Genomic DNA, 11,187 nt, shown 5'->3' with positions numbered 1-11,187 from the left:
CAAGGTGCCGGTGGCGGCGTCCAGTTTCTGGTTGACCTCGGTAAAACTGGCCTGGGTCTCGTCGCGCAGCGCCCGCACCACATCCATTTCAATCTCGCCGGTGCCGGGATTAACCGTGAAAATGGCATCGCGAAGATCGCCCATTTCACTCTGTACACGGTCAATCTTGCCGTGCAGCTTGTCTTGCTGCAGGACTGCGCCGATCCCCATCTGTCCCAGGCTGTCTTGCTCGTCGCGCAGCAGGCTTTCGGTCTGTGTCGCCCGCTCATCGAGCGCGGCCAGGGCAGACCCCAGCCCAGTCAACTCCCGATCGATCACCGGCACTCGCTCGGCAATCGGCGCGACCGTCTCGCTCAAATCGGTGAACTCGCGCTCGACCAGCTCCAGTTTTCCAATGATGTCTGGGATCGCCTGGTCAACGATGTCCGCGATCTGCTCGATGGGCTGGCGCAGCTCCTCACGCAGGTGTTCGCCACCGATCTCCCCATCCAAGATGTCGAGAATGGAGGCGGCGTCGTAGGTGGTTTTCCCGCTGGCGGCGAACAGGCCGGATTTGCCGTAGGCGTTGACGGCACGCAGCCACACGTAATAGGTGGTGTCAGGCTGCAAGCCCTGGAACGTCATGTACGCGCCCAGGCCCGCCTGGGTGGCCTTGGCCTGCACCTCGGCCAGGGGCAGTTGCACCTTGCTCCACCACCATTCGCACAGGGTGCCGTAGGACTGGCCGCCGGTGAACACCGGACGGAACGCCAGCGACCAGTTGCCCGCCTCGACCTCCACCCCCACGGGGATGGCCGGTACGGCGATGGTGAAGGACACCGACGCCACCGGCGATGGGGCGCCGGTCATGGCAATCGCCCGCACCTGGCCCACATAGTTGCCGGCGGCCAGACCATTCACCCGGCACGACTGCCCGGGCACCTGGGCCGTCAGCACGACTTGCGGGGGCTGGTCCGGGTCGAGGCGCTGGATGATCACCTGGTTGTAGGCGATGGTGCCGACGTTGCGCCAGGACAGCACCCCCTGGATCACCTCACCGACTTGCTCCACTTCATAGCGCAGCTGATCGGGCATGGCGACGCCGCCCGATGGCAACTCGGTGATCTCCGGGCGCTCCATCGGCTTGCCGATGGCATCGGCCCAGAACAGCGGTGAATCCTCGCGCAGGGTGAGATCTACCCCGCCGTTCAGGCTGAATGCCCAATCGGTGACGCGAAACTCGGGGCCATTGATGCCAAAGGCAGGCAGATAAAACCGGATGGTCTGGCCGGGGCGATAGCGCCAGCCAGAGAGGTTGACCGAGCAGGTGATGGTGCGGGCGGCGCGGCGCTGGCGCAGGATGATGTTGGCGATGCGCTGGGCCTGGTGCTCGCTGGTGACAAAGCGCAGGTCGAGATCTTCCAACAGCGGCTGGCCACCATCCTCTTCCACCCACTGCGGCACGATAACCGCAGGGAAGTCGGTTTTTTTAAAGGTGATCGGGTCAACGAAGGTGCCTGCCACCTGGTTGATCTTGTCACTGCTCGATGGCTCTGGCAGCAGCTCCAGATCGCCGATCAGCTGATGAGGGCGCAGCTCGTCACTGGCGGGGCCATAGTAGGCCCCGGCCAGAATGCCGAACCGGCCGCCGATATAGGTCGGCTGACCGCAGCAGGCCATGTGCATCGCTTCCAGCGCCTTGGCGCGAGGCTCGGTCAGATCGAACTCGGCGTTGATGGTATAGCGCGGCTCCACCTTGCCATCGGCGACCGTGACTATCTCGTCACAGATATTGGCGGCAACGATAAACTCCTCGATGCGGATCTCGTCATCTGGAACCTGCAACCAGCTGCGGTAGTAATCGAGGATCACCAGGGCGGGGTTGTCGCTCCATTTCCACTTGTTATCGCGGGGATCCCAGACCTCCTTGCCGAATTTTTCGACCTTGATATTGGGCAGACCGGCGGGGAACTTCTCGGCGTCAAACTTGAGCGAGAGGCGCAACCAGGTGATGCCCTGGCCGATCATGTCCTCCTTCCAGTCGGCGCACTTCTCCAGCATATAGGGGTCACAGGTCTGGCGGTCGGCATGCAGCTCCCAGCTGACCAGATCGCCATAGGTGCCGACCAGATCATCTCCGAGCCAGAGGTCGCCGATGCGGGTCAGCTTGGTGCCAGCCAGCACCAGGGCGAGGTGCAGCCATTCGCCCTCGTCCTGCTCGCCCGCCTCTTCTGCCGCAAAGCTCATCAAACCGGAAGAGATCACCCGACCATAGACACAGCTCTTGTCACTGGCGGCCGCCCGCAATACCTGGCTGCGCTCGCTGGCGCTGGTGTAGTCACCGAGGCTGGGCTTTTTCATGGTGAGCATCATAGTGGCGCTCATCACTGCTGAGCCGATGGCGATGGCCGTTGCAGTGGTAACAACCAGGGTTGATGCGGCACCAGCGGCAACACCGGCAATGACAGGGATAGCAGCAGCAGGCATTACTCGACTCTCCAGGCAAACAGGGGAACAGCGTCAGGAATGGGGCGGGCGCCCTGCTCGGTCATGGCCCATACCTGACCGGCCCACATCACGGCGGCGGTCTGGCCCTGCGGGCCGTCAAACACCAGAGCATCACCGCGCTGGGCCATCGCCACCGGGATCCGCGCAAACAGCGCATCTAGGGCGGCCGGGATATCGCCGTGGGTTTTTGCAAGCACCCGCTTGGCGCCGATCTCGGTGCTATAGCGCCCGCGATAGGCGGCCGCAGGGTCTTTGTCACAGGCAGCCAGACAGACATCCGCCACAAACAGACAGCAATCATTTTCACCCCAACAAAAAGGCCGCTCACTGGCGGCCTGAATGGTCTGGATAATGCGGATTTGCCAATCTGGATGGCGCATGGTCAGTCCTTATAAACAAAGCCGGGGGCGTCTTTTTTGCTGCCCCAGAAGATAGAGCGGTCTGCCATCTCGTTCTGGTAGCGAAAGAAACGGTCATTGGGGTACAACCGGCGGTGACTCTCATCGGTGTTGCGCATGTTCAGCCCCTTCTGCCAATCCTCGAAGATATTGGAGATAGTGAGCTGAATGGTGTTGGTCTTGCCCGCTTTGATGGGGGTCTGGGCGATGCGGCCCTTGAATTGCAGGCAGGCTTTGAGCGGCACCTCGGCAGGGCCGATCACCACCAGATAGAGCCAGGCCATCCGGTCAACGATGCGCTCGCGCATCACCTCGGCCAGCATGCTGTCATCGAGCCCAGACAGGCTGACATTCAGCTTGGTTGGCGAGGTGGACAGCTGCTCTTTCTGGGGGCTGACTGCCCCCATCGAGCCCACGCCGTAATAGGTCTCGCCGCCGATCACCAGCTCTCCGAGCCCTGAGTGAATGCGGCTGATGCCGCTCACCAGATCCAGCTTGAGCGCGTAGAGCGCCGACACATGGGGCTGGTTAAGGGCGGCCATCACATCGGGATCAAGTCCGACAATCATGGATAGAAGCTCTCCACAAACTTGATGGTGCCAAGGTCACGCACCCTGGCGTTCAACCGGCGGGACTTGCCAGCCCCAGCACCATCCAGGCGAAACACCCCCATCGGGCGGGCAACCATCAGAGGGGTTCCGCTGGGATAGTTGTTGCGCAGCATCGGCGCAACACGCACCGTGGCAGCGCCGGAGAGATCGGATTGCACATCCGCCACCACCCGCTTTAGCTCGTCACCGATCTGGATCCAGTCGCCACGGCGCAGCACCAGGGTGGATGGTGTCCAGCCACGGCTGGTAAAGCTGGTGCGCATGGTCAGCCCCTCACTGACGATGGGGGCGCCATGCACCGGCTGGATCGGATGGGCAAAGTCCCACATCCGCACCCGGCTGGATGGGCCGTCCAGCTGGGCGATAAACGCCTCAAAGCGGCGAGCAACGTCTCCCTCCATCCGGCCCATGGTCAGCTCCATCAGCCATTTGCTGCCAGGGGTGCTGGCGACCTGTTCGCTACCGCCCCAAGGGTTTTCAAATATGCGGTGGTTGGTTTGCAGCGCCAGGGTGTTCTCGCGCACCCGGAACTCGGCTGGCCAGTCGTAAGTTTCCATTAAACCCCCAACATTTTTCGACCCTTGCCATAACTGCCAAAGTCCTCAATCATCATCTGGTATCCCTGCTTTGCGGCGGAGGTTATAACCGCATTGCGGTCATCGTCGGTCATATCGGAACTAAAGTGCAGGTGCTGCTCGAACACAGCACCAGCGGCAGCAGCGCCACCGCCGCCACTCATCAGCTGGTCATACATCTGGTCGATGCGCTGGGCTGATTTGTTGGTGTAAACCCGCTCACCCTTGTCGAGCAGCCAGGTGCCCTCGCTCGGGATCTCCTCAATCCCTGAGTGGGCCATACCGGCAATCGAGGTGCCTACAACCAAACCAATGGATATCGCCGTCTGAGCTTCTATCATGGCGCGAGCAGCTGCAGCGCCTATCAGGCCGCCGGTCATGGCGGCAAACGCCTCAGCACCGGCGGCTGCTTGCTGACCGGCGATAATGATGGATGGGATCGCCATCAGCTTCTGGGCGGCCAGCAGCGCCTTCATTACCCCGGTTTGCTCCTTGCCTGACTGTGACAGCATGTCGGTGGTCAGACCGATGGTCTGGCTGGTAAAGCTGAGCATGTCGCGGGCGGCTTGCTGCTGCATGTTCTTCTGCTGCTCAACCCGCTGGCGCTCCTGCTCGGCAAGCTGCTCCTGCTTGCGCTGGTCTGCCTCCAGCTCCTTGGCCATCGCCTCTTCACGCTTGGCCATGTAGTCAGCTTGCTGCTCGGCGAAGTGATCCGCCTCCTTCTGGCGGTACTCCTCTCGCAGCTCACTCAGGCTCTCATAGCCGCGGCGCCGCAGCTCGGCCTCACTCAGTTGCAGTTTGTCGATCTCGGTCAGCCGATCCTCATGGGCCAGCCGCAACTTTTCGAGCTCGTTGGCGTACTGCATATCGAGGGTGGCGAGCCGCTTCTCCCCCTGATCCAACAGCTTCTGGGTATCAGAGCTGGTATCGCGGGAGCTGACCGGCTCGGGCGGCTGGTACTCCGGCTGCTCACCAATTCCAAATCGCTTCTTACCATATGCATCCTGAATGCGGCCGATCTCGGCCTCAATCTCGGCGCGGCGTTGCTGGAGCTCAGGCAAGGCTGAGCGGCCTGCCGTGTCGCCAAGAATGGCATCGAGCAGGCCAACCCCGCCGAACTCCTTTTGCCTGGAGGTCTCTTTGATCTGGTCGTCCAGATCTTTAAGCTCCTCGCGCAGGTTGCCGAGGCGGCGACTCATGCCGTCTATTGTGCGGGGGTTATCCGCCCAACTATCAAACAGGGTTCCCCAGTAGCTCACGGCATAGCCGAGCTTTTCGGTTAGCCAGTCGATTTGCTCGGAAGCACCGAGCACCCCCTGGGCAAACGAGCTCTGCAGGCGCAGGCTGATGTCCTTTAGCTTCTGATCCAGCTCTTTTAGCTGGCTGATATCGGTCTCTGACAGCGCCACATTTAGGCTTCTATAGTGGCTGGTTAACCTCTGTAGCTCTGCCCCATGGTTCTGCAGGAGCGGCTGCAAAACAGAGACATCATTGGCAATCGACTCCAGATAAAAAACTTGCTCGGCGGCGGAAACATTTGTTGCATCCATCGCATTTTGAATTGCAACAAGCGCATCCGGGCCAGCCATTTGTTGTAGTTTCTCGATGGTTAACCCGACTTTTGGGGCTATGTTATCCATCCAGTCCTTGAACTCGCCGCCGCCAGTAGCCGAGAAGTCGCCGAGCTTATCCTGTACGTCTTTGAGCATGTCTGACAGCTGATCGCCGCTAACGTTGTATTGCTCTGTCGCGTATGTCAGCTCCTGCATCACCTCCACAGACACGCCAGCTTTCAGGGCCATCTGCTCCATCTCTCGGCCCTGCTGAGCCAGCGAGCTAACCGAGGCAGCAAGACCCACAGCCGTACCAGTCAGACCGAGTACGGCACCTTGCACCACACTGAATCCCTGCACGATAGCGACAGATTTTTCAGATAACAGATCGGCGGTATCGTTGAATGAACGACCAAAACCAAACGTGGCATCCTCGGCGTTTTTTGCATCTTGCGCGTAGCTTTTCAGTACCCCGATAGCTGAGCGAACATCCGCATTCAGCTTGCTTGGGTCAGCACTGAGCAGCACTCTTAGATCAGCGACATCAGTCGTCATGTAAAAGACTCCACACCGGGGATAGTGGCGGCGAGCGCAGCCACATCGTCACAGCTCTGCTCTGGTCGTTCAGGGCGGTTGTAGTAAAAATCAGAGGGGGCTGGGCAGTTCTCTGCGCCAATGTGCGGCAGCAGGTTGGTGTAGCAGATCTGCCCCATTTCATACTGGCCGAGCAGGTAATCGAACGGGTATTCGGCGAAGTGGCCGCACCACTCGATATACTCGGTGCTGCTGATCTCGCTCAGCATCCGCCGCCAGTCCAGGCGGCGACACTGGCGGGCCATCATCATGACCCGCTGGCGCTCCCCCTCTAACCTTTTTTTGGGTCAACCGTCTCCGGCTTTTCCGCATCTTCGGCATCCGCTTTGGCGAGGCTGGCCAGCCCGCTGATCTCCTTGACTGCCATCGCCATGCGCAGCACATGGGCCGAATCTGGGTAATGGGCCAGCACCCAGGCTTTCATCTGCTCGATATCGAGCTCGGGGTGCTTGTGGTGCAGCCCCATCGCGGCCAGCAGCAAATTCAGCTCGTAGGTGATGCGGTGAATGGCCAGCAGGGTTTTCTGCTGAGTGCGCTGACTGGCTTGCTCGTCCACCTTCGGCCAGTCAACGGAGAGCAGCGCCGCCTGATAGTCAAACAGCTGCAGGCCGTTGAGCTGCTGCAGCTCGACCTTTTCAGAGCCAACCTTGCTGGAGAGTGTCAGCGTGCGGCGGGCAACCAGGGCACTCATGCCGCATCCTCTTCGGCCAGAGACGGCTTGCCGGAGAGATCCACCTTCACGGTGCGGGTGATGGTCTCCTTGATAGCGATCGGCTTGCCGATGCTGGAGATAAAGCCGTAGAAGCCATCCACCTTGCCGTTCGGGTACTTGATCAGGAACCAGCGCAGTTCGCCGCCCAATTCAGTGACCAGGGTTTTCTGGGCGGCGTCATCCGGTTTCCATGCCAGGGTGAAGCCCAGCTGGCCCGCATCTTTCTGGCCAGGGGTTTTCTCTTTCCAGTCCGGGTTGGCCGCATCGAGATAATTCTCTTCAGTTGTCTCGACCGACATATCCGGTGGGGTCAGCTCTTTGATATCCGCCAGCCGCACCACTGAATCAGCGGTGGCGATGCTAGGCTTGGTCGGCCCCGGCACTTTGGCCATATAGAGCTCGGTGCCAGCGCCCTTGACGGTTTTATTGGTATCGGTCATCAGTTATCACTCCAACTTGCGTTAAAGGTCAGGGTCAGGCTGGACAGCCCGGTGCCCTGTTCGTCCAGGCCATAGCTCCAGCTGGCCAGCTCCAGCCCCTCATTAAGCAGGCCGTTCAGGTTGGCGCCGGCCAGTGGGTCGAGATTCTCTGCCAGCACATCGAGCTCGGCATCGGCCTGGTTGCTCTCCATCACATAGAGCGACACCATCAGCTGGGCGCTGTCGCCTGGCATGTCAAGCGCATACTCGGAGGGGGCGCCCTCCATCAGGTAGCAGAAGGCCACCGGCAGATCTTCCTGGTCAATCGAGAATGGCCGGTTGGCAAAAACCACCCCAGGGGATGGGCTAGGATTGCGGCCAAGCAGTTCGACAACCTTATGGGCCAGCGCCTGCCGGATAAGGGTTCGTTTGGTCATAGTGAGTCCAATAAAAAACCCGCCGAAGCGGGTTATTTGGTGGTTGAGGTTTGCCGCCTGGCATCCCATCGGTTGAACATGCCGTTGAGTACCAGCGTCATGCCGACCGTGATGGCAAAGCCAAGCCAGCCGCCCTGATAGGTGCCCGCCGCGATCAGCGCCAGCATCAGCAGGGCCACGGCGATTTTCAGGATGATCATGCTCTCTCCTTCTGTTGAGATCAGGATCCTAGCCTCATTTAATCGCCAGTTGAAGCTGACGCAGCAGCGCCTGCTGCATTTCGCGGGGCATGTCACGGCTCATCGCTGCTTTTGCCTCGCGCTCGTAGTGCTCGGTGATCGGGGTGACCAGCGGGATCCGCATCACTTCCAGGGCGTGACGCCCCTTGCCGACACGGCGCAGGATCTGCCAGCTCCTGAGTTTCGTGTCAGAATACTTACCGCCGCGGCGATACTCACCGAACCCCTTTGAACCATCAGCAACAAAACCACCGGATACGCGATGGCGGCCAACCTGCATGTCGCCAGCCTGATAAGTCCCCCCACGCCTTGTCAGCCTCTGCTGAGCAGGGCCGAGCTTGATCATGGGGATTGGGCGGCGGCGAACCCTGATCACTGAGTTAGGTGACTGTGGGGTGGCCTTGAATATCTTCACTCGTGGCCTTAGCAACTTGGCCGGAACCTTCACTCTCTCGTCCTTTGCCGTCATCCTTATTGCCCTACCTGATGCACGAACACTGATCCGGTTAACGGCTTGCGCACTAGCCTTTGGAACAACCTTGGCATGTATGGCAGTAAGATTATCAACGGCTTTTTCAAGGTCTTTCTGGATGGCCATACCGCCTCACTTGATGGGAATGATCAGCTGACCTGCTCTCATATAGGGGACCTCTCTGACGGTAGTAACCAGGCCAAGGCTTGGCACCTCTACCTTGTCACCGTTACGGAAACGCACCCCTGGCGGCGGGCAGCTCACCGCGAGCTCGCGCAGCACTGTCGCCACCTGGGCAAACGCATCTGGCTGTTCGTCATAGATCACGGTCAGCGGCTGCCCAGCGACAACGGCAGGGATGCCCATCGCCTGGTCAACGGCCACGTTGAGGCGACTGACAGCCCGCTGCCAGCGGGCGCCGGTCACCATTACTGGACGATCAGCGCGTCGGCGTAACCGCTGGCGCCGCTGCTAACCAGCTTGCCGAAGTCGTCCGCGTCCTTGGTGGTGTCCGCGACCAGCTTGGCGCCATCCCATTTGACAGCCGTGCCAACCGTGGTCAGCGCGGTGTCGCAGGGGAGAGACCAGACACCGGACAGGGCGCCGGTAAACTCGGCGCCAGCGGCAGCGGTCTCCAGCGGGACAACGGTCAGAGCGCCCATCTTGATAGGCTTGCCGGCAACCACGCCACCGGTCGGGGCGATAAATGCCAGCTGGGTGCCGGCACAAACGAAATTCTTTGCCATGTTGTTATTCCTGTTTTTTGCCAAAAAGATGGCCCGCCAGATGGCGGGCCATTCCCATTACTTGCCGTTCGACTTGACCAGGCCGCGATAGTCGAGAGCAGAAACCCCCGCATCGATGCGAACCTTGGTGGTCACGCCGTCAACGGTGAAGCCTTCCTGCTGCTCAATCCAGGGCGCATCCATGCCGTCCAGATAGGCCACCTCAACCGTGTCGCCACCCTGCGCAGCCAGGAACCACTGGGCCACATCGCTATCGGAGAGGCGCGGCTCACCGATCACCTCGGCGAAGCCCTTGAGCGGGTTGATAATGCCGGAGTTGGCATCGGCGCCGGGGACGGAAGTGCTGTTGATCAGCTGGAACGCGGTATCTTCCAGCTCAGTCGGCACCAGAACAAAGCCCGGACGGATGTTGAGAGCGCGACCCTTACCACCTTCTGCGGCCGCCTTCTGGCTGCGCATCAGCGCCTTGGCAGCAGAGAGTGCCTTGATGCTCATGGCAGAGTCTGCGCCGCTAAGCAGGTTGTGGTGATCGGCGTGGAACAACGCCTTGTTGTCCGGCATCTTGATGTTCTGGGTCAACACGGCATAGACCAGATCTGCGATGGTGCCACGCGCCGCCGCCCCCATCAGTTTCGGGATGCGGGTCAGCAGGTCGAGGTCATCGTTGATGATCGCCTGGCGGGTGATGCAGAACAGCTCGCCGTAGGTTGCCAGCTGGATGGTGGCACCGGTGTCGTTCAGGGTGATGTGCTTGTACTCAGCACCCTCGCGCACTTTGCGCAGGCTGGCGATATCACCCAAGCCGACACGCTGGGCCACCTTGAAGTCGGACAAGGTGCCCTTGCGCGTCCACTTCTCGAAGGTCTCGTTGGCGGATTCCCAACCTTCCAGCACTGACTTGTTGGAAACATCCATCAGGATCTTGCCAAAGTCGGAACTGGTGTGGGTGAAGGCCATGCCGACATAGTTCATCGGGCTCATGCCGGAGGTGGATACCCCGCGACCTTCCAGTGATGCCCGCGCCAGCTCGCGCAAGCTGAAACCGTCATAGCGGTTGTCACGCTCTTTCTCTGCATGACCACAGCGGGCCATCAGGGAGGCGCGAACAGAGTCGCCGATCAGGTTGCCGTTGCCAGCGTGGATATGCACGGTGGAACCCAGCGGGCCGGTTTCACTGGCGCCGGTGCCCAGCGCGGCCTTGATTTTCTCTTTCGCAGCGGCGGCGGAAACATCCATATCAGCCAGGCACTCGGCCATCAGCTCAGGGAAGCGGCCGCCGGTCAGCGCAAACAGATCCTGAATGTCATTGCGGCGAGCCTGCTCCTGTCGCTTGAAGGCAGCGACAGCATCATCACCAGCGGGCTGCTGGGGTTGGCCAGGCAAAACGGCGGTCGTGGTGGGATTGGCCGGTACAGGAGCAGCTGTGCCAGCGTTCGCTTTGGCGCCGAACAGGGTTCGGGCCTGGGTAGGAATGTTGTTAAAGTCTTTCATCTTGTTCTCGTTCACGTAGGCGGCAGCCGAGATCGGCTCTTCCAGGACATCGACAAACCCCATCTCTTTGGCCTGCAGGCCATCGAGCCAGGTATCTGCCGACAGTAGCGCGGCCAGCTCCTCGCGGGGCTTGCCGGTTTTCTTCTCGTAGGCGTTGAGCAGCAGCGCCTCGTTGCGATCCAGCCAATCGGCCAGATCTCGCAAGTCGTCCGCATTGCCGACTGCGCCAGACCACGGCTTGTGGATCATCACCCAGGCATTGCTCGGCATATGCACGGTGGCATTGGGCAGGCAGAGAATGACCGAGGCCATACTGGCCGCCAGGCCATCGTTCCAGATGTCGATCTTGCAGGTGAGGCGGGCCAGGGTGTTGTAGATGGCAAACCCGTCCATCACATCACCGCCGGGGCTGTGAATGTGCAGATTGATTTGCTTGGCACTAAACACCCCGGC

14 protein-coding genes are annotated in these 11,187 nt (G+C 60.5%); all 14 read right to left on the bottom strand.

Annotated elements, in window-relative coordinates:
* Window positions 1-2,340, bottom strand: a 2,340-nt coding sequence (locus AB5Y50_RS17545; protein ID WP_368163118.1) for a phage tail protein, incomplete at its 3' end; no start/stop codon positions are given.
* Window positions 2,341-2,465: 125 nt separating this feature from the next.
* The gene (locus AB5Y50_RS17540) at window positions 2,466-2,867 is read right to left on the bottom strand and encodes a hypothetical protein (protein WP_210538056.1); all 402 of its coding nucleotides are present in this window, start codon (window positions 2,865-2,867) and stop codon (window positions 2,466-2,468) included.
* Between the two features lie 2 nt (window positions 2,868-2,869).
* Window positions 2,870-3,454 (bottom strand): hypothetical protein, encoded by a 585-nt coding sequence (locus AB5Y50_RS17535; RefSeq protein ID WP_210538057.1) that lies wholly within the window; start codon window positions 3,452-3,454, stop codon window positions 2,870-2,872.
* The gene (locus AB5Y50_RS17530; protein ID WP_210538058.1) at window positions 3,451-4,053 is read right to left on the bottom strand and encodes a hypothetical protein; all 603 of its coding nucleotides are present in this window, start codon (window positions 4,051-4,053) and stop codon (window positions 3,451-3,453) included. Before AB5Y50_RS17530 ends, AB5Y50_RS17535 begins: the two co-directional genes overlap by 4 nt.
* Window positions 4,053-6,179 (bottom strand): hypothetical protein, encoded by a 2,127-nt coding sequence (locus AB5Y50_RS17525; protein WP_210538059.1) that lies wholly within the window; start codon window positions 6,177-6,179, stop codon window positions 4,053-4,055. The genes AB5Y50_RS17530 and AB5Y50_RS17525 overlap by 1 nt, the downstream gene beginning before the upstream one ends.
* Window positions 6,176-6,469: a phage tail assembly protein T gene (locus AB5Y50_RS17520; RefSeq protein ID WP_210538060.1), complete on the bottom strand. Its 294-nt coding sequence runs from the start codon at window positions 6,467-6,469 to the stop codon at window positions 6,176-6,178. Before AB5Y50_RS17520 ends, AB5Y50_RS17525 begins: the two co-directional genes overlap by 4 nt.
* A gap of 20 nt (window positions 6,470-6,489) precedes the next feature.
* Window positions 6,490-6,909 carry a hypothetical protein gene (locus AB5Y50_RS17515; RefSeq protein WP_210538061.1) on the bottom strand — a complete coding sequence of 140 codons (420 nt, stop codon included), beginning with the start codon at window positions 6,907-6,909 and terminating at the stop codon, window positions 6,490-6,492.
* On the bottom strand, window positions 6,906-7,370 hold the full coding sequence (locus tag AB5Y50_RS17510; protein ID WP_201903007.1) for a phage tail tube protein: 465 nt from the start codon (window positions 7,368-7,370) through the stop codon (window positions 6,906-6,908). Before AB5Y50_RS17510 ends, AB5Y50_RS17515 begins: the two co-directional genes overlap by 4 nt.
* The gene (gene gpU, locus AB5Y50_RS17505; protein ID WP_368163114.1) at window positions 7,370-7,786 is read right to left on the bottom strand and encodes a phage tail terminator protein; all 417 of its coding nucleotides are present in this window, start codon (window positions 7,784-7,786) and stop codon (window positions 7,370-7,372) included. Before gpU ends, AB5Y50_RS17510 begins: the two co-directional genes overlap by 1 nt.
* Before the next feature lie 32 nt (window positions 7,787-7,818).
* On the bottom strand, window positions 7,819-7,986 hold the full coding sequence (locus AB5Y50_RS17500) for a hypothetical protein (protein ID WP_164980045.1): 168 nt from the start codon (window positions 7,984-7,986) through the stop codon (window positions 7,819-7,821).
* A 34-nt stretch (window positions 7,987-8,020) separates the two neighbouring features.
* On the bottom strand, window positions 8,021-8,623 hold the full coding sequence (locus tag AB5Y50_RS17495; protein WP_210538063.1) for a phage tail protein: 603 nt from the start codon (window positions 8,621-8,623) through the stop codon (window positions 8,021-8,023).
* Window positions 8,624-8,629: 6 nt separating this feature from the next.
* The gene (locus tag AB5Y50_RS17490) at window positions 8,630-8,926 is read right to left on the bottom strand and encodes a hypothetical protein (protein WP_210538064.1); all 297 of its coding nucleotides are present in this window, start codon (window positions 8,924-8,926) and stop codon (window positions 8,630-8,632) included.
* Window positions 8,926-9,243: a DUF2190 family protein gene (locus AB5Y50_RS17485; RefSeq protein ID WP_210538065.1), complete on the bottom strand. Its 318-nt coding sequence runs from the start codon at window positions 9,241-9,243 to the stop codon at window positions 8,926-8,928. The genes AB5Y50_RS17490 and AB5Y50_RS17485 overlap by 1 nt, the downstream gene beginning before the upstream one ends.
* A 57-nt stretch (window positions 9,244-9,300) precedes the next feature.
* A partial coding sequence (locus AB5Y50_RS17480; RefSeq protein WP_368163111.1) for a ClpP-like prohead protease/major capsid protein fusion protein occupies window positions 9,301-11,187 on the bottom strand: 1,887 nt, incomplete at its 5' end.

Origin of the sequence: Aeromonas sp. s6 (assembly GCF_040907815.1) — a bacterium.
In the GTDB taxonomy this organism is placed as follows: domain Bacteria; phylum Pseudomonadota; class Gammaproteobacteria; order Enterobacterales; family Aeromonadaceae; genus Aeromonas; species Aeromonas caviae.
This window is presented reverse-complemented; position numbering and strand designations above follow the sequence as displayed.